Origin of the sequence: Burkholderia arboris, assembly GCF_902499125.1 — a bacterium.
GTDB classification, from domain to species: domain Bacteria; phylum Pseudomonadota; class Gammaproteobacteria; order Burkholderiales; family Burkholderiaceae; genus Burkholderia; species Burkholderia arboris.
Window position 1 is genome coordinate 55,945 of sequence record NZ_CABVPX010000002.1, and the last position, 22,220, is coordinate 78,164.

The 22,220-nt window shown below is 65.9% G+C and carries 20 protein-coding genes; 16 read left to right on the top strand and 4 right to left on the bottom strand.

The features are described from left to right. The first annotated feature begins 11 nt into the window (after positions 1–11). The 4 genes from odhB (at position 12) to BLA15945_RS02725 (ending at position 4,549) form a co-directional block, all read left to right on the top strand. Complete coding sequence (gene odhB / locus BLA15945_RS02710) at positions 12–1,286, top strand: 2-oxoglutarate dehydrogenase complex dihydrolipoyllysine-residue succinyltransferase (RefSeq protein WP_059234666.1); 1,275 nt, start codon at positions 12–14, stop codon at positions 1,284–1,286. A gap of 81 nt (positions 1,287–1,367) precedes the next feature. After that, positions 1,368–2,798, top strand: a complete 1,431-nt coding sequence (gene lpdA / locus BLA15945_RS02715; protein WP_059234664.1) for a dihydrolipoyl dehydrogenase — start codon at positions 1,368–1,370, stop codon at positions 2,796–2,798. Positions 2,799–2,896: 98 nt separating this feature from the next. Further along, on the top strand, positions 2,897–3,994 hold the full coding sequence (zapE, locus tag BLA15945_RS02720) for a cell division protein ZapE (RefSeq protein WP_059234662.1): 1,098 nt from the start codon (positions 2,897–2,899) through the stop codon (positions 3,992–3,994). A gap of 144 nt (positions 3,995–4,138) precedes the next feature. Then, positions 4,139–4,549: a transposase gene (locus BLA15945_RS02725; RefSeq protein ID WP_174991420.1), complete on the top strand. Its 411-nt coding sequence runs from the start codon at positions 4,139–4,141 to the stop codon at positions 4,547–4,549. Positions 4,550–4,652: 103 nt separating this feature from the next. On the opposite strand, the gene BLA15945_RS02730 is transcribed toward BLA15945_RS02725, so the two are convergent. The 4 genes from BLA15945_RS02730 to BLA15945_RS02745 all read right to left on the bottom strand — a co-directional run bounded on the left by BLA15945_RS02730 (position 4,653) and on the right by BLA15945_RS02745 (position 10,238). After that, positions 4,653–5,114, bottom strand: coding sequence for a DUF2147 domain-containing protein (locus BLA15945_RS02730; RefSeq protein ID WP_059234658.1), 462 nt, complete (start codon positions 5,112–5,114; stop codon positions 4,653–4,655). Positions 5,115–5,280: 166 nt separating this feature from the next. Next, a complete protein-coding gene (locus BLA15945_RS02735) occupies positions 5,281–6,966 on the bottom strand; it encodes a ShlB/FhaC/HecB family hemolysin secretion/activation protein (protein ID WP_059234656.1) in 1,686 nt (561 codons plus the stop codon). 145 nt (positions 6,967–7,111) lie between these two features. Then, positions 7,112–8,527, bottom strand: coding sequence for a collagen-like triple helix repeat-containing protein (locus BLA15945_RS02740; RefSeq protein WP_059234653.1), 1,416 nt, complete (start codon positions 8,525–8,527; stop codon positions 7,112–7,114). 40 nt (positions 8,528–8,567) lie between these two features. Then, the gene (locus tag BLA15945_RS02745) at positions 8,568–10,238 is read right to left on the bottom strand and encodes a collagen-like triple helix repeat-containing protein (RefSeq protein WP_174991421.1); all 1,671 of its coding nucleotides are present in this window, start codon (positions 10,236–10,238) and stop codon (positions 8,568–8,570) included. Positions 10,239–10,914: 676 nt separating this feature from the next. Between BLA15945_RS02745 and BLA15945_RS02750 the strand changes: the two genes are divergently transcribed. From BLA15945_RS02750 to BLA15945_RS02805, 12 genes are all read left to right on the top strand, one after another. Next, positions 10,915–11,085 (top strand): Flp family type IVb pilin, encoded by a 171-nt coding sequence (locus BLA15945_RS02750; protein ID WP_059234649.1) that lies wholly within the window; start codon positions 10,915–10,917, stop codon positions 11,083–11,085. Between the two features lie 86 nt (positions 11,086–11,171). Continuing rightward, on the top strand, positions 11,172–11,666 hold the full coding sequence (locus BLA15945_RS02755; protein WP_059234647.1) for an A24 family peptidase: 495 nt from the start codon (positions 11,172–11,174) through the stop codon (positions 11,664–11,666). Continuing rightward, the gene (locus BLA15945_RS02760; protein WP_174991422.1) at positions 11,663–12,157 is read left to right on the top strand and encodes a TadE/TadG family type IV pilus assembly protein; all 495 of its coding nucleotides are present in this window, start codon (positions 11,663–11,665) and stop codon (positions 12,155–12,157) included. Before BLA15945_RS02755 ends, BLA15945_RS02760 begins: the two co-directional genes overlap by 4 nt. A gap of 95 nt (positions 12,158–12,252) precedes the next feature. Further along, entirely contained in the window at positions 12,253–13,140 is an 888-nt protein-coding gene (gene cpaB / locus BLA15945_RS02765) for a Flp pilus assembly protein CpaB (RefSeq protein ID WP_174991423.1), read from the top strand. 53 nt (positions 13,141–13,193) lie between these two features. After that, positions 13,194–14,525, top strand: a complete 1,332-nt coding sequence (locus tag BLA15945_RS02770) for a type II and III secretion system protein family protein (RefSeq protein WP_059234640.1) — start codon at positions 13,194–13,196, stop codon at positions 14,523–14,525. 75 nt (positions 14,526–14,600) lie between these two features. Beyond that, positions 14,601–15,839 (top strand): fimbrial protein, encoded by a 1,239-nt coding sequence (locus tag BLA15945_RS02775; RefSeq protein ID WP_174991424.1) that lies wholly within the window; start codon positions 14,601–14,603, stop codon positions 15,837–15,839. Between the two features lie 3 nt (positions 15,840–15,842). Continuing rightward, positions 15,843–17,186 (top strand): CpaF family protein, encoded by a 1,344-nt coding sequence (locus BLA15945_RS02780; RefSeq protein WP_059234636.1) that lies wholly within the window; start codon positions 15,843–15,845, stop codon positions 17,184–17,186. Next, positions 17,179–18,159, top strand: coding sequence for a type II secretion system F family protein (locus BLA15945_RS02785; protein WP_174991425.1), 981 nt, complete (start codon positions 17,179–17,181; stop codon positions 18,157–18,159). The genes BLA15945_RS02780 and BLA15945_RS02785 overlap by 8 nt, the downstream gene beginning before the upstream one ends. A 4-nt stretch (positions 18,160–18,163) precedes the next feature. Then, positions 18,164–19,159, top strand: a complete 996-nt coding sequence (locus tag BLA15945_RS02790; protein WP_059234633.1) for a type II secretion system F family protein — start codon at positions 18,164–18,166, stop codon at positions 19,157–19,159. Between the two features lie 29 nt (positions 19,160–19,188). After that, positions 19,189–20,016, top strand: coding sequence for a tetratricopeptide repeat protein (locus BLA15945_RS02795; protein WP_059236803.1), 828 nt, complete (start codon positions 19,189–19,191; stop codon positions 20,014–20,016). Between the two features lie 23 nt (positions 20,017–20,039). Then, positions 20,040–20,384 carry a DUF3613 domain-containing protein gene (locus tag BLA15945_RS02800; RefSeq protein WP_174991426.1) on the top strand — a complete coding sequence of 115 codons (345 nt, stop codon included), beginning with the start codon at positions 20,040–20,042 and terminating at the stop codon, positions 20,382–20,384. Between the two features lie 12 nt (positions 20,385–20,396). Next, entirely contained in the window at positions 20,397–22,208 is a 1,812-nt protein-coding gene (locus BLA15945_RS02805; RefSeq protein WP_059234628.1) for a TadG family pilus assembly protein, read from the top strand. The last annotated feature ends 12 nt before the right edge of the window (positions 22,209–22,220 follow it).

Consider the following 22,220-nt stretch of genomic DNA (forward strand, 5'->3'; position numbering starts at 1 on the left):
AGGAAAATCACATGGCTATCGTAGAAGTCAAAGTCCCCCAGCTTTCGGAGTCGGTTTCGGAAGCGACCATGCTGCAGTGGAAGAAGAAGCCGGGCGAAGCAGTCGCGCAGGACGAAATCCTGATCGAACTCGAGACCGACAAGGTCGTGCTCGAAGTGCCGGCACCGGCAGCGGGCGTGCTCGCGCAAGTGCTGCAGAACGACGGTGACACCGTGGTTGCCGATCAGCTGATCGCGACGATCGACACCGAAGCGAAGGCAGGTGCTGCCGAAGCAGCGGCTGGCGCCGCCGAAGTCAAGCCGGCCGCAGCGCCTGCTGCCGCCGCACCGGCCGCACAGCCGGCCGCCGCAACGGCATCGTCGGCAACCGCATCGCCGGCTGCCTCGAAGCTGCTGGCCGAGAAGGGCCTGTCGGCGGGCGACGTCGCAGGTTCGGGCCGCGACGGCCGAGTCACGAAGGGCGACGCACTGTCCGCAGGCAGCGCACCGAAGGCCGCTCCGGCCGCCGCACCGGCCAAGGCCGCTGCCGCGAAGCCGTCGCTGCCGGAAGTGAAGGTGCCCGCGTCGGCAACGACCTGGCTGAACGATCGTCCGGAACAGCGCGTGCCGATGTCGCGTCTGCGTGCGCGTATCGCCGAGCGTCTGCTCGAATCGCAGCAGACCAACGCGATCCTGACGACGTTCAACGAAGTCAACATGCAGCCGGTCATGGACCTGCGCTCGAAGTACAAGGACAAGTTCGAGAAGGAACACGGCGTGAAGCTCGGCTTCATGTCGTTCTTCGTGAAGGCGGCCGTGCACGCGCTGAAGAAGTTCCCGCTCGTGAACGCGTCGATCGACGGTAACGACATCGTCTACCACGGCTACTTCGACATCGGTATCGCTGTCGGCTCGCCGCGCGGCCTCGTCGTGCCGATCCTGCGCAACGCGGATCAGCTGAGCCTCGCCGAGATCGAAAAGAAGATCGCCGAATTCGGCCAGAAGGCGAAGGACGGGAAGCTGTCGATCGAGGAAATGACGGGCGGTACGTTCTCGATCTCGAACGGCGGCGTGTTCGGCTCGATGCTGTCGACCCCGATCATCAACCCGCCGCAGTCGGCCATCCTCGGCGTGCACGCGACGAAGGAGCGCCCGGTTGTCGAGAACGGCCAGATCGTGATCCGCCCGATCAACTACCTCGCGCTGTCGTACGACCACCGCATCATCGACGGCCGCGAAGCCGTGCTGTCGCTCGTCGCGATGAAGGATGCGCTGGAAGATCCGGCACGTCTGCTGCTCGACCTGTAAGCCGAGTCTCACTGCATTGACCCGTTCCGCAGGTTCGCGCACGCGCGCGAACCTGCGGACGTACAAGTAGAAAGGATTGTCATGTCCAAGGAATTTGACGTCGTCGTGATCGGTGCCGGCCCCGGCGGCTACATCGCCGCGATCCGCGCCGCGCAGCTCGGCAAGACCGTTGCCTGTATCGAGAAGTGGAAGAACCCGGCCGGCGCGCTGAAGCTCGGCGGCACGTGCCTGAACGTCGGCTGCATTCCGTCGAAGGCGCTGCTCGCATCGTCGGAAGAGTTCGAGAACACGTCGCATCACCTGGCCGACCACGGCATCACGGTCGACGGCGTGAAGATCGACGTCGCGAAGATGCTCGGCCGCAAGGATGCGATCGTCGAGAAGATGACGAGCGGGATCGAGTTCCTGTTCAAGAAGAACAAGATCACCTGGCTGAAGGGCCATGGCAAGTTCACCGGCAAGACCGATGCCGGCGTGCAGATCGAAGTGAGCGGCGAAGGTGAAACCGAAGTCGTCACCGCGAAGAACGTGATCATCGCGACGGGTTCGAAGGCGCGTCACCTGCCGGGCGTCCCGGTCGACAACAAGATCGTGTCGGACAACGAAGGTGCGCTGACGTTCGACTCGGTGCCGAAGAAGCTCGCCGTGATCGGCGCAGGCGTGATCGGCCTCGAGCTCGGCTCGGTGTGGCGCCGCCTCGGTGCCGAAGTGACGGTGCTCGAGGCGCTGCCGGCATTCCTCGGCGCAGCGGACGAAGCGCTCGCGAAGGAAGCTGCCAAGCTGTTCAAGAAGCAGGGCCTCGACATCAATCTCGGCGTGAAGATCGGCGAAGTGAAGGCGACCGCGAACGGTGTGTCGATCGCCTACACGGACAAGGACGGCAACGCGCAGACGCTCGACGCCGACCGCCTGATCGTGTCGGTCGGCCGCGTGCCGAACACCGACAACCTCGGTCTCGAGGCAATCGGCCTGAAGGCGAACGAGCGCGGCTTCATCGACGTCGACGACCACTGCCGTACGGCGGTGCCGAACGTGTACGCGATCGGCGACGTGGTGCGTGGCCCGATGCTCGCGCACAAGGCGGAAGACGAAGGCGTGCTGGTCGCTGAAGTGATCGACGGCCAGAAGCCGCACATCGACTACAACTGCATTCCGTGGGTGATCTACACGTACCCGGAAATCGCATGGGTCGGCAAGACGGAGCAGCAGCTGAAGGCGGAAGGCCGCGAGATCAAGACGGGCAAGTTCCCGTTCTCGATCAACGGCCGCGCGCTCGGCATGAACGCACCGGACGGCTTCGTGAAGATGATCGCCGATGCGAAGACCGACGAACTGCTCGGCGTGCACGTGATCGCCGCGAACGCGTCGGACCTGATCGCGGAAGCCGTGGTGGCGATGGAATTCAAGGCGGCGTCGGAAGACATCGCCCGCATCTGCCATCCGCACCCGTCGATGTCGGAAGTGATGCGCGAAGCGGCGCTCGCCGTCGACAAGCGCTCGCTGAACAGCTGAGCACGGACTAGCGCCTGCCGGCCATCGGCCGGCGCAGCCGTCTCATGACGAAGGCGGGCGGGGTTTCCCGCTCGCCTTCGTTCTTTCTGGTTTGCCCGATGAACGTCACCGAATACTACGCGCGCGAACTGACCACGCGCGGCTATCAATCCGATCCCGCTCAGCGTGCGGCCGTCGATCGCCTGCAGCGCTGTTTCGACGAATGGGTCGAATACAAGGCGCGCCGCTCGAACGCGTTCAAGAAGCTCATCAATCATCCGGATCTCCCGCGCGGCGTGTACATGTGGGGCGGGGTCGGCCGCGGCAAGAGCTTCCTGATGGACAGCTTCTACGCAGTGGTGCCCGTGCAGCGCAAGACGCGCCTGCATTTCCACGAGTTCATGCGTGAAGTGCACCGCGAACTCGAGGAACTGAAAGGGCAGGCCGATCCGCTCGACGAACTCGCGCGGCGCATCGCGAAGCGCTACCGCCTGATCTGCTTCGACGAATTCCACGTGTCGGACATTGCGGACGCGATGATCCTGTACCGTCTGCTCGACCGCCTGTTCAACAACGGCGTGCAGTTCGTGATGACGTCCAACTACGATCCCGACGACCTGTACCCGGACGGCCTGCATCGCGACCGCATGCTGCCGGCGATCGCGCTGATCAAGGACCGGCTCGACGTGCTGAACGTCGACGCGGGCGTCGATTATCGCCAGCGCACGCTCGCGCAGGTGAAGATGTATCACACGCCGCTCGGCGCGGATGCGGATCGCGAACTGCGTCACGCGTTCGGCAAGCTCGCCGCGGTGCCGGACGAAAGCCCGATCCTGCATATCGAGAAGCGCGAGCTGAAGGCGCTGCGCAAGGCGGACGGCGTGGTCTGGTTCGACTTCGCAACGCTGTGCGGCGGCCCGCGTTCGCAGAACGACTATCTCGAACTGGCGAGCCGTTTCCACGCGATCGTGTTGTCCGAGGTGCCGCAGATGTCGCCGCGGATGGCGTCCGAGGCGCGCCGCTTCACGTGGCTCATCGACGTGCTGTACGACCACAAGGTCAAGCTGCTGATGTCCGCGGCGGTGCCGGCGGAGCAGTTGTACATCGAGGGCCCGATGGCCAACGAATTCGCGCGCACGGTGTCGCGCATCGTCGAGATGCAGTCGAAGGAATATATCGAAACGCCGCGTCGCATCGTCGATACGTCGCTGACCTGATTGCGCTTTCTGGCAATTGACGGGATTCAAACGTCAATTCCGGTCAAATTCACGCAATCTCGGGGTATTTTCGGATTTGTCTTATATTCATCGTTGAGGTGAGCCGATATCGTTGTGTCATGGTTACTAAGGCTGGAGATGTCCATGACACCGTATCGCGATCTGACCGACCACGAGTGGCGCTGCGTTGCGCCGCTTCTGCCCGAAATGCAGCCGCGCACCGAGTTGCGCGGCCGTCCGTTAGCCAATACGCGGGGCGTGCTGAACGGCGTGCTCTGGGTGATCTACAGCGGCGCAACATGGTCGGCCATACCGCGCCGTTACCCGTCGTATCAGACATGCCATCGCCGCTTCAAGGTCTGGCACGAGACGGGCACGCTGATGAATGTGATGCGTGCGCTTTATGGCGATGCCGGCATGAATCTGTGCAACGAATTGTCCGCGCGGATGCGCAAGCACGCGCAATCGAAGGCGGCAGAGGCGCGTAGCAACGCGGCACCCGCGTATCGCTCCACCGGCGACTATCCGCCCGATTCGCTGAAGCATGCGGCGTGATGCTGATCGGTTTCCGTTGTGTCCGCACCCAAAGAAAATCGGCCTGACGACTTCGTCGCAGGCCGATTTTTTCATTGAGCCGCGCGAGTCGGCGCGTGCTGCGTTATTGCTGGCGAACCCAGGTCTGCGAGCGGCCGAGCAGCGATACGCCGATATAACCGCGCACCACGAGCTTCTGGCCGCCGTCTTCAAGCGTCATCTTGCACTTGTAGACCTTGCCGTTTTCCGGGTCGAGAATGTTGCCGCCGTCCCAGTGGTCGCCTTCCTTCTTCATCGCCTTGATGATCGTCATGCCCTTGATGAGCTGATCCTTGCGCTCGTCCGTGCAGGCGGTGCAGCGGCGATCGGGCGTATCGTTCGCGCCGAGGCCCTTGACGACCTTGCCCGTCAGCGCGCCGTCGCCGTCTTCCGCGATCTGCACGAGTGCCTTCGGCTGGTGGGTGTTGTCGTCGATCGTCTGCCACATGCCGATGGGATTGTCGGCTTGTGCGAACGTGGGGGCTGCGCACGCGAGCAGGGCGCCGGCGATGGCGATTGCACGCAACGGGCGGGTCAGTTGAATCATTGTCATCCTCCTTGTTTTGCATGTCGTGTTCGATTCGCCCGCACGACCGTCTGCATGGGGCGGGCATGTTGCGAGCTTCGCCAGAATACGTGAAACCGCGCGCCACGTTTGATAGAGGGGACTCTAATCGAAACAGCCCGCGTGGCGCGGGCTGTCGGGTGACCGATCAGTTGAGCTGATACGAGAATGCGGCGTTGATGCGTGGGCTGCGCGATGCGCTTTCGACCGGCGCATCGCCGATCGGCTTCGCGACGTTCAGGTCGAGACTGTAGAAGCGGCTGTCGGAAAACCGCACACCGATGCCGACCGACGACATGCGGTTCGGTGACGGCGTACCCGAGTGCAGGTATACGCGCGCCATGTCGTACGCGACGTACGGCGTGATCGATTTCAGATACGTCCAGCCCGGCGTGAAGCCGCGGTTGACCTCCAGCGACATCCCCCAGCCAGAGTCACCCGACGCTTCGCCAGGCTGATAGCCGAGCGCGTAGCGCGTCGAGCCGAATGAGATCTGTTCGGACGTCGGCAGCGAGTCGGGGCTGTATTGGCCGGTCAGCGAAACCGACGTGCCGATCCGGAACGGCCATTCGTTGGTTTGCGTGACAGTCGCGCCGGTGCGGACGAAGGTCAGCGAAGTCGGATCGGCATACGTGACCCCCACGCCGTTAACCAGGCCGGTCTGTGATTTCGAGGCACCGAGGATGTCGAACGCCTTGGCCACGTTGACGCTCAGTTTTCGCACCTGCTTCGGTTCGACACTGGTGTAGTCGAGTTGCAGTTGCAGCACGCGGACTTGAGACCGGTTGTCGAGCGTATTGCCGTTGATCTGGCTTTGATAGCGGTCTTCGTTATGCGCTGCGTAGCCCGATACCGTGCCGAGCAAGCTGCGTTGGTTGTTCAGCAGTATTGGGTAGGATGCCGAAAGACCGAGCTTCTCGTTCTTCACGGTACGCTCGACAGATGACGGCAACCCCGGGTTGTTGGTCGGCTTGCCGCGATACGTACTGGCATCGAGGCGCGTGATCAGGCCGTTGCTGCCGACGGGCACCGCGCCGCTGAACGCGAAGTAGGTCTGCTTGTCGCGTCCCGGCGGCGCGAGCGCGGAGATGCTCAACTGCTCGCCGAACGACGTGAGGCCGTTTTCGGTCGCGGTGATGAGGCCCTGGACGCCCGGGTGGTTGAAGTCGATCCCGGTGCTGACGTTGAACGGCTTGCGGTCGACCGCAAGATCGAGCGTCGTGGCGCCGTCGGTGGTTTGCGGCGGCGGGACATTCGCCTTCACCGTGAGGCCGGGCAGCAGGCCGAACGTGTTCACGTAGCGCTCGAACGTCGCGCGGCGCAGCGGGCGGTCGGCCGTGATATGCGCGGCAATCGCACGAATCTTCGATTCCATCGCGCCGGGCTTGCCGGTGACCTTCACATCCGACACGTAGCCTTCGACAACCGTGATGCGCACGACGCCGTTCTCGAACGTCTGCGCGGGAACGAACGCGAACGACAGCGCGAAGCCGCGCTCCTGGTACAGCTTCGTCACGCCGTTGGCGGTTTCGATCAGTTCGCCGATCGTGATGTCCTTGCCGACGAGGGGCGTGAAGCGGCGCGTGATTTCCTCGAACGGAATCGACTTCACGCCTTCGACCTGGAACGTCTTCGGCGTCAGGTGACGCGACAGCAGCTCCTGCAACTGCGGCGCTTGCGGTGCGACCTGTACGGTGACGTTCGGGCCTGTCTTCGGTGCGTTGATCTGGGGAAGGGAGTCGAGCGGGTTACCGCCGACGCGCGTTTGTGCCTGTGCCGTGCCTGCCGCCGCGATGACGAGCAGCATCATCCATCTGTCGAGTCTGGATTTCATTGTTCTTCCTCGTAGGCCTTGCTTTTGTGTCTTCTTTGTAATGCCGGCGCGCGACACCCAGGTGTCGCGCGCCGCGTGCCGCCATGCCGGTTGTGTGTGTACGGCCGCGCCATCCGCTCCGGCTGCGATAGTGCGACCGTCCTCCTTACTTGCCAACGCTACCCAGCGTACCCAGCAACCCCGTTACCGGTGCCAGCAGGCCCGTCGAACCGCCGCCCGACGATGCGGTACCCGTGACGCTGCCGACCAGCGACGTGACCGGCGCGAGCGGGCTCGAGCCCCCGGATGCACCGCCCACTGCTCCGGTGACAGTATTCAGCAATCCGGTGACCGGCGCGAGAGGGTTTGCACTGCCTGCGCCACCCGTTGCGCCACCCAGCGTGCCCGTGACCGTCGACACGAGATTCGTGACGGGGGCGAGCGGGCCGCCGTTGCCGCCTGCCGCGCCGCTCAGTGCACCCGTGACCGTCGAGACGAGGCCCGTGACCGGTGCGAGCGGGCCGCTGCCCGAGCCGCCCGTTGCACCGCCGAGGGCGCCCGTGAGCGAGCCGAGCGGCGTGGAACCCAGACCCGACAGCAGGCCGCCGAGCGGGTTCGTCGAGCCGGAACCCGACGACGTGCCGTTCTGGACGGTCGCCGTCGAGCCGCCGACGAGGCTCGTGATCAGGCCGGGGATCGGCGCGGCACCGTTCGGGCCGTTCGGGTTGACGAGGCCACCCGCGTTGGTCACGGTGTTGCCGACCGCGGTCACGAGCTGACCGACGTCGCCGACGAGCGGCTGGCTCGACGTGCCGCCGACCTGCTTGCCGGCCGAGCTGATCGCGCCGCCGATCTGGCCGAGCAGGCCCGAGACGGGTTGGCCGAGGCCGGTCGTCGTGCCGACCTGCTGGGTGACCTGGCCGGCGGTGATCACGAGCGGCGTGATCGCCGAGCTGATCGGTTGCGTGACCTGCTGCACGGCACCGGACGACAGCGTGGAACCGATCGTCGTACCGGCGGCCGTCAGGCCGTTGGCAACCGTATCGAGCACGGTGCCGACCGGGGTCGTGACCGGTGCGAGCGGGGCGAGCGGGCCCGTACCCAGCGCCTTGACCGTCGAGCTCAGGCCGGACACCGTGTTGCTCGTCGCGCCGACCACGTTGCCGAGACCGGCAACCGTCGTGCCGACCGGATCCTTCGTCGAGCCGATCTGTCCCAGCCCGTTGCTGACGGCATCGGCCGCCGCGCCGACGATCGTGCCGGTGCTGGAGAGCGTGCTGCCGACGCCCTTCGTCACGCCGTCGCCGAGGCCGGGCAGGCTGATGTTGCCGACCGTGCTGCCGAGGTCGGTGGCCGTCTGGCCGACCGTGCTGACGACACCCTTGGTGCCGGTCGGCGAGCCGCTGGTGCCGCTCGTGCTGGGCGTACCGCTCGTGCTCGGATTGTTGTTGTTGCTGCTGGCCGGCGGCGAGCTCACGCCGCCACCGCCGCAGGCGGCCAGCAGGCAGGCTGCGGCGAAGGCGGTGAGGGGCACGCGCCACTGGCGCAGGGCGACCGTCGTGATTGAACGTTGCTGGGACATGATGGACTCCTCGCTGTCTTGTCGATGAATGGATACCGGATTACTTGCCGTGCGTGCCGCCGAGCAGGCCGCCGATCAGCGACGTGACAGGCGCGAGCGGATTCGACGACGAGCCCGCGTTCGTGACGGCGCCCGTGCCGCCGCTCAGTGCGGGTGCGCCGACCGCGCTCGTGACCGTGGATACCGCGTTCGTCACCGGGGCGAGCGGGCTGCCGCCGCCTGCGCCACCGAGTGCGCCCGTGACTGCGCCGAGGAGGCCCGTGACCGGTGCGAGCGGACCGCCGCTCGTGCCGCCCGTTGCGCCGCCGAGTGCGCCGGTGACCGTCGAGACGAGGCCCGTGACCGGAGCGAGCGGGCCGCCGCTGCCGCCTGCCGCGCCGCCGAGTGCACCAGTGACCGTCGAGACGAGGCCCGTGACCGGGGCGAGCGGGCCGCCGCTGCCGCCTGCTGCACCGCCGAGTGCGCCGGTAACCGTCGAGACGAGGCCCGTGACCGGGGCAAGCGGGCCGCCGCTGCCGCCTGCCGCGCCGCCGAGTGCGCCGGTCACGGTCGAGACGAGGCCGGTGACTGGTGCGAGCGGGCCGCTGCCGCCACCCGTTGCGCCGCCGAGTGCGCCCGTGACCGTGGAGACGAGGCCCGTGAGCGGGGCGAGCGGGTTGGTCACGCCGCCGGTGCCACCGGTGAGCAGGCCGCCGACGGCCTTCACGGTGTTGCCCGTCGACGAGACGGTGTTGCCGAGGCCCGTGGTGACCGGGTTGCCGCCCGTCGATGCGAGCAGCGCGCCGGCCTGGTTCAGACCGTTGCCGATCGTGCCGAGCAGCGTGTTGACCGGCGCGCCGAGGCCGGTCGCCGAGCCGATCGTCTGGGTCGTCTGGCCGACCATCGTCGTGATCGGCGTGATGGCCGAGCTGACGGTTTGCGTGACTTGCTGGATCGGGCCGGTCGACAGTGCGTTGGTGAGCGTGTTGCCGCCGTTCGCGACGGCGCCGCCGAGCGTCGACACGAGGCCGCCGACGGCACCCGTGACCGGGGCGAGCGGCGACAGCGGGCCGCTGCCGAGGCTCGTGACCAGGTTGCCCGTTTGCGTAACTGCGCCGCCCAGCTGATTGACCACGCCGCCCGTGCTGGCGAGCGTGGTGCCGAGCGGATCCTTCGTTGCGCCAAGCTGGCCGAGACCGTTGCCGAGACCGTTGCCCAGCGCGGTGACGGCGCCGCCCACGTTCTGCACGATGCCGCCGGCGGCTTGCGTGGTGGCCGGGTTGACGCCAGGCAGGCTCTGGCTGCCGATGACGGAGCCGAGACCCGAGACGGTGCTGCCGACACCCGTGACGATATTGCTGCTGTTTGCGAGGACATTTCCCACTGGGTTCGACGACACACCCGAGGTGCCGGACGTACCGCTCGTGCCGGAGGTACCGCTGGTGCCGGAGGTGCCGGAGGTGCCGCTCGTGCCCGAGGTGCCGGAGGTACCGCTCGTACCCGAGGTGCCGCTGGTGCCCGACGTGCCGCTCGTCCCCGAGGTACCGCTCGTGCCGGACGAGTTGCCGCCCGACGTGGAGATCGAATCGCCGCCGCCCGAGCTCGAGCCGCCGCCGAGACCTTGGCTGATGGAGCCGGAACCGCCGCACGCGGAGAGGGAAAGCATGGCTGCAACGGTGGCCGCGATCAGAGTCGTCCGGAACACGCCATGAGGGATAACCTTAATGTCCATTTTGTCCTCGCATTAAAGATGTGTTGTGAACTGCGTTGTGTTGAGTGGTGCGAGGACTACTCTGCAACAGTCGTGCCATTCCGATGCCCGACGGTTCGACAACAGGTTTTAAACGAGGCAATTCCTTGTCGGAAAAGGAAGTTATGGAAATTGAAAGATTGTTGAATCTGTTTAAGTGCAGACGAATGAGAACGGTTTCGGCCGTTTCGTAACGTAACGTCACAACATTGGCGTTACGCGTGCGGCGTAACGTGGGGCCCATGCAGGCTTGGTGGACGAGGCAATTGTTTTACTGGTGGATTAGGCGTGCACATCTAACCTATCGTAAATCCTATGTGTAAGTCGTACCGAAACGCCGTACAAATACGTTGTGCTCCTGAAGATTTTTTTCCGACAGAGTCGCTAAAGAGGTTGGAACTTAAATAGGATCGGATATAGAATCCGGAGCAGATGTAAGGAAATGTACGGTTCGGTACACAACGTTCGAGGAGGGTCACTATCGCGAATGTTAACTTGCATCAAATTGTGAGCCATGCCCTTCGGGGCGACCTATAAAGAAAGCGCACCCGACTGTCGTTACAGCAGATGTAGCGAACGGCTCGGGGCAAGGGCCGGATATGCGGGGACGTATACGTATAAAAGGCCAAAAAACGTAAATACAGGCACGAGGAATAAAATGAAAGCAATCATCAAGCGTTTCCTTAAAGAAGAAAACGGGGTTACCGCAGTCGAGTACGGACTCATCGCCGGGCTGGTCGCCGTTGCCCTCGTCACTGCCGTTGGCACGTTGACGGGCGGTATCTCGGGGGCGTTCTCCTACATCGCGAACCAGCTGCCGAAGGCATAACGAACGGGCTTTTGCTCACTCCCTGTTGTTAGGGGCGCGGATTGCTTCGGCAATCCGCGCGGTAAGTTTTGCCGCTCGGGGCGTAAATGATCCTGCTAACTGGCGTCGGGGTTTTCCTCGCGTGGGCGGTGCTTGTCGCGCTCGAGGACATCCGTCATAGGCGTATACCGAATTCACTGGTGATCGGTGGATTCGTATCTGCATTTCTGCTCTCCGGACATAATCCATTCGGCATTTCCGTGAATCAGGCGCTCATTGGCGTACTGATCGGCTTTGTCAGCCTTTTTCCGTTTTTCGTGCTGCGCGTCATGGGCGCCGCAGATGTCAAGGTATTCGCGGTATTGGGCGCGTGGTGCGGCCCGCATGCGCTGCTGTGGCTCTGGATCGTGGCGAGCCTGCTTGCATTCGCGCATGCCGGTACGCTGGTCTTCGCCACCCGTACGCCGGTATCCGCGTTGTGGCAGCGGCATGCTCCGACGATGGAGATCGCCGGGTTCCGGGCGTCGCCGTATGCCGCGTTTCTCGTGATTCCGGCAGCACTGTGGTGCCTGTACCGGATCGCTACCGGGGGGATGCAATGACGGCCGTTCGTCCCGTGTCGGGCTGGCGGCGTCGCGAGCGTGGCGCGACGGCCATCGAATTTGCACTGATGCTGCCGGTGTTCTTCCTGATCCTGTACGCGATCGTCACGTACGGGATGATCTTCGCCGCGCAGCAAAACCTGACGCTGGCGGCAACGGAGGGCGCGCGCGCCGCGCTGAACTATCAGCAGGTCGGAGCGGCCGCATCGGTGCAGGCGGCACAGCAGGCCGCGCTTGCGGCGCGGGCCCAGGCCGCCTGCACGGCCGCAACGAACCTGACCACGTGGCTGAAAGGATCGACGTGCACGCCGACGCAGCAAGGCAGCTGTTCGTACGACACGACGATGCTGTGCGTGCAGATCACGCTGACCTACCCATATTCGCAGAACCCGCTGATCCCGTCGTTCCCGCTGCTCGGTGCGCTGTTGCCGGTGCCGTCGACACTCACCGGAACCGCGATGGTGCAGATCAGCCCGGTCAACATCATATAAACGGCAGCGATCGCGTCGTGCCGGGTGGAGGGCGCCCGGCCGGCAAGGTTGCGCGGAGAATTCAATCGTGAGTAGCGGGGAAACATAACAACACCATGGCCAACAACCTGACCAAGATCATTGCCGGCTTGCTGATCGCGATCGCGGTCCTGCTCGGCGTCTATGCATGGATGCTCGGCCGCAAGCCGGCCGACGTCGCGCCGGTTGCGGCGACGGTCGCGACGCAAAGCGTACCGGTCGTCGTGGCGACACGGCCGTTGCAGGCCGGCCAGCCGATCCCGGCCGATGCGCTGAAGGTGCAGCAGTCGGCCGCCGCGCCGCAAGGGGCGTTTGCCGATCCGCTGCAACTGGTCGGCCGCATTCCGGCAGCCGACATTCCCGCGCAGGCGGCCGTCGTCGCCAGCGCATTGTCGTCCGGGCTTGCCGAGCAGATCGCCCCGGGCGAGCGCGCCGTCGCGATCAAGGTCGACGAGACCAACGCGGTCGGCAACCGCGTGCGGCCCGGCAACTATGTCGACGTGTTCCTGAACCTGAAGCGCGACGGGACCGGCGTGGCGATCGGCGGAACGTCGACGGCCGAGATCGCGAATACGCAGGCACGGCTGCTGATGTCGAAGGTTCGCGTGCTGTCGTTCGGCGATGCCACGACCGAGCGGGACAGCTCGAACGGCTCGGTGGTCGGGATGCGGACCGCAGTGCTGGCCGTGCCGACCGCACAGGTTGACGCGCTGACGCTCGCCGAGCAGAGCGGCCGGCTCGTGCTCGCGCTGCGTAACCCGCGCGACGACGATGTCGCGGCGCAGACCGTCGCGGTTCGTGCCGGCGACGACAAGACCCCGTCGGCGCTTGCAGCCGCCGGCGTGATGCTGGGCGATCTGTCGAAGAGCGCGACGAGCCCGGCGCCGCGGGTGGTCACGCGGCATCCGGGCGGCGGCGGCATCGAAGTGATTCGGGGTGGGCGGGCCGAAACGGTCGCCTATTGAGCGGGACGAAGACGACAACCAGAGAAGGGGGGCGGACCGATGCCTCCAAAACAATGAAAAAGAAACTGATTGGATTGGCTATTGCATTGAGCGCGCTGGCGATGCCGCCGCTGTCGGACGCGGCCGACACGAGCGGGACGATCAGCCTGGCGATCGGCGCACAACGGCAGCTTGCGACGGGGCGTACGCTGCAACGGGTTGCGGTCGGCGATCCGTCGGTCGCCGACGTGCTCGTCGTGAAGGGCGGGCGCGGCGGCGTGCTGCTGATCGCGAAGAACGCCGGCGCGACGAACGTGATGATCTGGGAGCGCGGCCGCGACGAACCGACCGTCTACAACGTGAACGTCACGAGCGGCGCGGCGCGGGCGCTGCTCGACAGCGGATCGCCGAGCGTGAATACGTACGGGGGCACGACGGTGATCGGCGGCGCGTCCGGGACGCTCGAAGGGCACCAGCGGGCGGTTCATGCGGCGAAGTCGGTCGGCGGCAAGGACGCGACGACCGTCGATGCGTCGACGATCTCCGGCAAGAACGTCGTGCAGGTCGACGTGCGCGTCGTCGAATTCAGCCGTTCGGTGCTGAAGCAGGCGGGCCTCAACTTCTTCAAGCAGAGCAACGGCTTCTCGTTCGGCGCATTCGCGCCGACGGGGCTGACATCGATTACCGGTACGCCGGGCGGTTCGCTCACCTACAACACGAGCGTGCCGATTTCGTCGGCGTTCAACCTCGTCGTCAATTCGGTGTCGCACGGGTTGTTCGCAGACCTGTCGATTCTCGAGGCGAACAATCTGGCCCGCGTGCTCGCGCAGCCCACGCTTGTCGCGTTGTCCGGCCAGAGCGCGAACTTCCTCGCGGGCGGCGAAATTCCGGTGCCGGTGCCGCAATCGCTCGGCACGATCTCGATCGAGTGGAAACCCTACGGCGTCGGGCTCACGGTCACGCCGACCGTGCTGAGCCCGCGGCGGATCGCGCTGAAGGTCGCGCCCGAGTCGAGCCAGCTCGACTTCGTGCATTCGATCACGATCAACAGCGTCCAGGTGCCTGCGCTGACGACGCGGCGCGCGGACACGACGGTCGAGCTCGGCGACGGCGAAAGCTTCGTGATCGGCGGCCTGATCGACCGCGAGACCACGTCCAACGTCAACAAGGTGCCGTTCCTGGGCGATCTGCCCATCATCGGCGCGTTCTTCAAGAATCTGAGCTACCAGCAGAACGACAAGGAGCTCGTGATCATCGTGACGCCGCATCTCGTTGCACCGATCGCGCAGGGCGCGCCGCTGCCGGCAACGCCGGGCGAGCTGTCCGAGCAACGCGACGGTCCGGTGTGGCGTTCCTACCTGGGCGGCATGGCATCGCCGGATGCAGGACCGGGGTTCTCGAAATGAGCGCGCCGAATCGTTACGGGACAGCGCAGGCCGTCGCGCACAACGCGATGCCTTGCTTCATTGGGAGTATCCAAGATGAATGCGAGAACCTATTCTTTGGCTGAGCCCGCCGTCACCGACCACTTCGTATGCGCATCCTCGCTTGCGGAGCACGTGCATTGGCTGTCGCAGTCGCTGCTTTCCGCCGGCGCGGTCGAGGGTGCGCCGCTCGACGGCGCGGCGCTGTCGCAGCGTATCGGCGTGTTGAACCCGGCACTGGTATTCATCGATTTTTCGAGTGATTGCGCGGCCGCGAGCACGGTGGTCGCGGCGGTGCGCGTGTCGCATCCGGGCGTGCCGGTGGTCGCGCTGGGCTCGCTCGCGCAACCGGAAGGCGCGCTTGCCGCGCTGCGCGCGGGGGTGCGCGATTTCGTCGATTTTTCCGCCCCGGCCGACGAGGCGCTGCGGATCACGCGCGTGTTGCTCGACAACGTCGACGAGCCGGTGAACCGTCACGGCAAGGTCACCGCGTTGCTCGGCGCGCGCGCCGGGATGGGCGTGAGCACGCTCGCGGCGAACCTGTCGGTGCTGATGCAGCGGCGGCCCGCCGATCCCGCGCACACGGCGGCGCTCCTCGATCTCGGGTTGCCGGCCGGCGACGGCGCGTTGTTCCTGAATACGCGCTGCGAATTCCATTTCGTCGAAGCCGTGCGCAACCTGCGCCGGATCGACCGCACGTTCGTGACGACCGCGCTCGCGCGCCATTCGAGCGGCGTCGCACTGACGACGCTGCCGCCGAACCTCGCCGAGCTGCGCGAGGTGGCGACGGCGTCGTGCGCGGCGTTGCTGAACCGGCTGCGTGCGTTCTTCGATCACCAGATCGTCGACCTCGGCGGCTTCCCGAATCGCGAATTCATCGCGCAGGTCGTGAACCTTGCGGACGAAGCGTGGCTCGTGTGCGACCAGGGGGTGGCATCGATCATATCGGCGGTCGAGATGCTGGACGGGCTGCGCGAGGCAGGCGCCGCGACCGAACGGATCCGGCTCGTGGTCAACCAGTTCGACGCCGAGCTCGGGCTGTTGCCCGCGCAGATCGCCGAACGGCTGGAACTGTCGCTGGTCGCGACGCTGCCGTCGCGGCGCGTGTCGATCGGGCATGCGGCGAACCAGGGCAAGCTGATTGCCGAGGTCGCGGAACGCGATCCGTACGTCCGCGCGCTCGGGCCGCTGGTCGAGCGCCTCGCGGGCGCGCCGGCGCCGGGAGCGGCGCAGCGTGCGGCCGGCGGCCTCTCGGCGCTCAGGCGAATCATTCAATCCTCTACGAAGCGGTCGTAAGCGATGGCACACGACATTCAATTTGCCGACGGCGCAGCGCCGTTCTCGCAAACGCAACAGTTCCACGACATCAAGAATGCCGCACACGAGCATCTGCTCACGCGGATCGAGGAGCTGGGTGCCGAATTCGGCCGCTGGTCGCGGCAGGCGATCAACCAGTTCGTCGATCTCGAGATCGACAGCTTCGTGCGGCTGCGGCGGATCCCGCTCAACGAGAGCGAGGTGCGTGCGGTTGCCGAGGCGCTGACGAAGGAGTTGGCCGGCTTCGGGCCGATCGAGGACCTGCTGGCGGACCCGCACGTCGAGGACATCCTGATCAACGGCTACAACGACATCTACGTGTCGCGGCACGGGATCCTGTCGAAGCTGCCGATCCGCTTTACCGACAACGCGCACCTGCTGCGGATCGTGCGACGGATTCTCGCGCCGGTCGGCCGGCGGCTCGACGAATCGAATCCGATGGTCGACGCACGGCTGCCCGACGGCGGGCGTGTCAACGTCGTGATCGAGCCGCTGTCGATCGACGGCCCCGTCGTGTCGATCCGGAAGTTCCGCAAGGATCCGCTGAAGCCCGAGGACCTGCTGGGCAACGGTACCTACAACGAGGAAATCGGCCGGCTGCTCGAGGCCGCGGTCGAGGCGCGCTGCAACGTACTCGTGTCGGGCGGCACCAGCTCGGGCAAGACGTCGCTGCTGAACGCGCTCGCGTTCCACATCCCGATGGCCGAACGCGTCGTGACGATCGAGGATACGGCCGAACTGTCGCTGAATCACCCGCACGTCGTGCGGCTCGAGAGCCGTCCCGGCGGGTTCGACGGCAGCGGCGTCGTGTCGATTCGCGACCTGCTGCGCAACACGTTGCGGATGCGGCCGGACCGGATCATCGTCGGCGAAGTGCGCGGCGGCGAAGTGCTCGAAATGCTGCAGGCGATGAATACCGGTCACGACGGATCGATGGGCACCGTGCACGCGAGTTCGCCGCGCGAGTGCCTGTACCGGCTCGAGATGCTGGCCGGCTTCGCCGGTTTTCAGGGTACCGAAGCAAGTCTGCGCCGGCAGATCGCCAATGCGATCGATTTCATCGTCCAGATCGGCCGGCTGTCCAACGGTCGCCGGCGGATCCTGTCGATCACCGAAGTCACCGGCATGTCGGACAACATCGTGTCGACGCAGGAACTGTATCGCTACGAGGCGCGCGTCACGCCGGAGGGCGACGAGATCGATCACTGGGAATCGCTCGGCATTCATCCGCATTCGCCGAAGCTCGCACGTTTCCGCAACACGCTGGTGTCGAGCGGCGGCGGGTTCGGCGGCAACTTCGGGCGAGGCGGGGGCTTCAATGTCTAGCGCCACCTTGCTCGCGCTGATGTTCGCGCTGATCTGCGCGGCGGCCGGGCTGCTGCTGTGGCGCGGAAGCCAGGTGCGGGAAGGGCGCGCGCATACGCAACGGTTCTTCGACAGCCAGGTGGGACAGGGTGCGCGCACCGCCGCCCCGGCGGGCGACACGCGTACCGTGCGTGCCGCGGCGGCCGGTGCGGCGAATGCGCAGGAACCGGCACAAGGGTTTGCGCGCTGGCGTGCGTCGGTGTTCGAAGCGTGGAGCGTGTTGTCCGACCGCGCGGGCCTCGACGAAGTGCGCGCGGGCCTCGTGCTGGCGGTCGCGATCGTTGCGCTGCTCGCGCTGTGGGCCGGCGTGGCCGGCGGGGTGCTCGCCGCGGTTGCTGCGATCGTTGCGGGCGGGGTGCTCGTCGTGCTGTGGATCACGTCGCGCATCGGCCGGCGCCGCCTGAAGATCGTCCGGCAGTTGCCGTCGTTTCTCGACGGGATCGTGCGGCTCGTGACCCTCGGGAACAGCGTGCCCGCGGCGTTCCAGTCGGCGCTGCAGACGGCCGAGATGCCGCTGCGCCGCTGCCTCGACGACGTGTCGCAGATGCTGCGCTCCGGCGTCGAGATCGATCGCGCGATGCTGCACATCGCGCACACGTACCGGATCCGCGAATTCGAACTGGTCGGTGCGGTGCTGCGTCTGTCGGTCCGCTACGGCGGGCGGGCGGACGTGATGCTCGACCGGATGTCGACGTTCATGCGCGATCTCGAGCAGGCGGAGCGCGAATTGTCCGCGATGTCGGCCGAGACCCGGCTGTCAGCCTGGGTGCTGGCGCTGTTGCCGATCGCGGTCGGCAGCTTCGTCATCGCCACGAGCCCGCGCTATTTCACGGTGATGTGGAACGACGATGCCGGGCGTCAGCTGATCTATCTGGCGTTCGCGCTGCAGGCGATGGGCGGTTTCTGGCTGTACCGGCTCGCGCGGCTGAGGTGAATCGATGGATGCAAACCGTTTAGGCGCACTGGCGCTGGTGCTCGGATCGGTCGGCGTGCTGCTGCTGGCCGCGCTCGCAATCGTGCGCGTCGTGCTCGTGCAGCGTGCCGAGCGCGCGCTGGTGAACGCGCTCGAACGCCGGACCGCGGCCATCGAAGCGGCCGCCGCGCGCGCCGGCGCCGCAGAGCCGGTGCGCGAGGCGCCGCCGCCAGTGTCGCGCCCCCGTTTCGCGGGGTTGCGCGCACGCTTCGAAGACGCCGGGATGCGGTGGCTCGAGACCGGCTTCAGCCGCTACCTGATCGCCGACGAGGATCGCCAGTTGCTCGAACAGTGCGGCTTCGTCGACGTTCGTGCGCGCGCGCTGTTCGTCAGTGCGCGCATCGTCTGCGCGATCCTGCTGCCGGCGCTCACCTTGCTGATACTGGTCGGCCGCGGACACGGGACGCGCTGGCCGCTCTGGCTCACCGTCTCGCTCGTGACCGGCTACATGCTGCCGAAAATCTACGTGCGCCGTCGCGCCACCGCGCGCCGGCAGAGCATCGCGGCCGAGTTGCCGCTGCTGGTCGACATGTTGCGGCTGCTGCAGGGCGTCGGCCTGTCGCTCGACCAGAGCATCCAGGTCGTCACGCACGATTTTCAGACCATGCTGCCGGTGCTGTCGTGGGAGCTCGGCGTCGCGCAGCGGCAGTTCGCGGCTGGACGCACGCGCGAGCAATCGCTGCAACGCCTGACGAACAGTTTCGACAACGAGGATCTGCGGGCGATCGTGCGATTGCTGATTCAGGTGGACAAGCATGGCGGCGCGGTACAGGAGCCGCTGAAGCAGTTCGGCGACCGTCTGCGCGAAGGGCGTCGTGCGACGCTGCGCGAGCAGATCGGCCGCCTGACGGTGAAGATGACCGGCGTGATGATCATTACGCTGTTGCCGGCATTGCTGATCGTGACCGCGGGGCCCGGCATCATGACCGTGCTGTCCGCGCTCGCTGCGATTCAGCGCTGATGCGGCATGAAGGGAAGGAGCGACACAAGATGAATCGATTGAGTTGGATCGGCACGATCGCAGGCGCGACGGCGTTCGCGTTGCTTGCCAGCGGGTGCTCGCTGTTCAAGGAGTCCGGATACGGAATCGGTGCGCAGGCCGAACGCGGTGCGCTGATGCAGGCCGCCGCCGACAAGAATGCGAAGCCGGATACGCCGGGCATGTATCTGGGCCTGATCGATCGCATGCAGGCGCAGGGGCTGTATTTCGCGTCGCTCGCGCACATCGATCAGTACGAGAAGCAATATGGCGCCTCGCCGGACACGATCCTGCTGCGCGCCGACGCATTGCGCGCGACCGGCCAGTACGACGCGGGCGTGGCCGCCTATACGAAGCTGCTGACGACGCCGCTTGCCGCGCGCGGCTATCGCGGGCTGGGTCTGACCGCCGGCGCCCGCGGCGATTTTGCGCTTGCCGCGCAGCAACTCGAACAGGCGACGGCGCTTGCGCCGACCGATGCGGCAACGCTGTCCGATCTCGCGTATTCGCGGATGCGCGAAGGCGACCTGGCGGGCGCACGCGTGCCGCTGCTGAAGGCGGCCGAACTCGAGCAGAAGAACCCGAAAATCCTCAGCAACTTCGTGCTGTACCTGCTCGCGACCGGTCACGCGAAGGACGCGCGGCGGCTGATGGATCAGCAGAAGCTTTCGCCTGCGGTACGCAGCCAGATTCACGACGACGAGACGAAGGTCGCGGCCGCGGTGCGCGCGCAGCAGCGCGCGATTGCCCGTGCGCCGGCCACGACGTCCGCGCCGGCGGTGGCGAGCAGCGACAACTTCGATCTCGCCGTGCCGCTGCTGCAGCGTTTCGCGCGATAACGACGATATTCACGGAGGCCATCATGTTTCACCTTTCCTCAATCCGCGTGCGGGCCGTGTGCGTCGCGTTCGCATGCGCGCTGGGTGCGGGCATCGCGCACGCGCAAAGCGACCCGCCGGCGTCCGAGATCGGTCATGCGACGAACGCGCTGCTCGACCTGCAGCGTTCGAATCGTGCGGCCGCCACGCCTCAGCCGATCGACGGCGCGGCCGGCACGTATGCCTATCAGCGCTACATCGACACGTTCAAGACGCCGATTCCGCAGTGGTTCGGCACGATGTCGACGGCGGGCGGCGGCGGCAGTGGCGGCAGTGGCGGCAGTGGCGGCGGCAGCGGCGGATCGTCCGGTGGCGACCTCGCGCGCTGACGGAGCAAAACGGTGAATACCCGGCACAGTGGCGGCGCAATCCGCCGCGCGTCACGACAGCGCGGCGCGTTCTCGGTGATGGCGATCATCGCGACGCTGATCGCCATCACGACGCTTGGCGCGATCGGCGTCGGTAACCTCTTTTACCAGCGCCGGGACGTGCAGCGGATTGCCGACATGGCCGCGCTCGCGGCCGTGCAGCGGATGGACGATGCCTGTTCGCAACCGACCGCCACGGCGACCAGCAACGCGCAGTCGAACGGGCTCAATGCGTCGAACGGCGACACGATCAGCATCGAATGCGGCCGCTGGGACACGTCGGTCAATCCGAAACCCAGCTATTACGCGACTGCGACTCCGGGGACCACGCAGTTGAACGCGGCGAAGGTGATCGTCACGCGTCAGGTGCCGTTCTTCTTCGTCGGACCGCCGCAGACGGTGTCGGCGGTATCGACCGCGCGTTCGACGAACATCGATACGTTCTCGGTCGGGGCGACCCTCGCGGCGCTCGGCGGCGTCGGTTGCGCGGGCGGATCCGCGCCCGTGTCCGGCAATCCGGGGCTCGTCAACGGACTGATCGGCGGGTTGCTCGGCGCCAACCTGAACCTGAACATCGGGTCGTATCAATCGCTGGCCTGCACGAACGTGACGGTCGGCGATCTCGTCGTGGCGGCGGGCGTCGGCACGGTCGATCAACTGCTCGCGCTGAAGCTCACGTTGCCGCAACTGGTCCAGTTGATGGTGAACGCGGCCACGCAGACGGCCGTCGCGAACGCCAACCTGCAGGCGAGCCTCGCCACGCTGCAGGCGATCCTGAGCGCCAACATTCCGGGGACGACGATCGGCCTCGGCGGCGCCGGCGGCTTGCTGAACGTCGCGCTCGCAGATACGCAGGCGGCGCTCAACGCGCAGGTGGATCTGCTCGACCTGCTGCTCGTCGGCGCGGAGATCGCGGCAACGGGCAAGCCGGCGGTCACGGTCAATGTGCCGTCGCTGAATCTCGGCGGGCTGACGGGGACGCAGTTGCAGGTGCAGATCATCAGCCCGCCGTCGATCGGCATCGGCGAGGGCGGGATCGATCCGTCGACGGGAACGTGGCGCACGAAGGCGTCGACCGCGGCGGTGGGCGTGTATCTCAATGTCGATCTCGGCACGGCGCAGTTGCCGCTGCTTGGCGCTTTGCTGACTTTGCTGAGCGTGAATGTCGACGTCAATCTGCCGATTTATCTGCAGGCAGGTACCGGCACTGCGACGTTGAACTCGACCCAATGCGCCTCCACGCAGGCGGCAAGCACGGTCGTCATTACCGCACAACCGGGCGTGGCCAATCTGTGCATCGGCAAGCCTCCGCTCAATGCGTCCGGCCAGATCAGCCTGTCGTCGAGTTACAGCTGTACATCGCCGGCTCAGATCATCAACGCCAATGTTCTCGGGATTGCCCAGTTGACGGCTTCCATGTCCAACATCTCGGTTCAGGTGCAAGGCGCGTCCCAATCGCATACGTTCAATGGCGTACCGGGAATCGATGCGAATTACTGGACCGTGAACTCGAATGCGCTCGGCTCGGCGCTCAGTTCGGCATTGACGCAACTCGCGGCCGCAAATATCACCGTCAACGTCGGCCTGTTCGGCGCCAGCATCCTGACGGTTCCGGGGAACTTCGTCTCCACGTTGCTCAGCTTTTTGAGCGGTCTGCTCGGGCCGCTCCTGTCGAGCCTTGACGCAGTCCTCGTTCCGCTGCTGAATCTCCTCGGCGTCCAGGTTGGCGCGGCGACGGTCCATCAGATCTCGCTCAATTGCGGGGTCGCCCAAACGGTTTACTGAAGAAGCAGATCA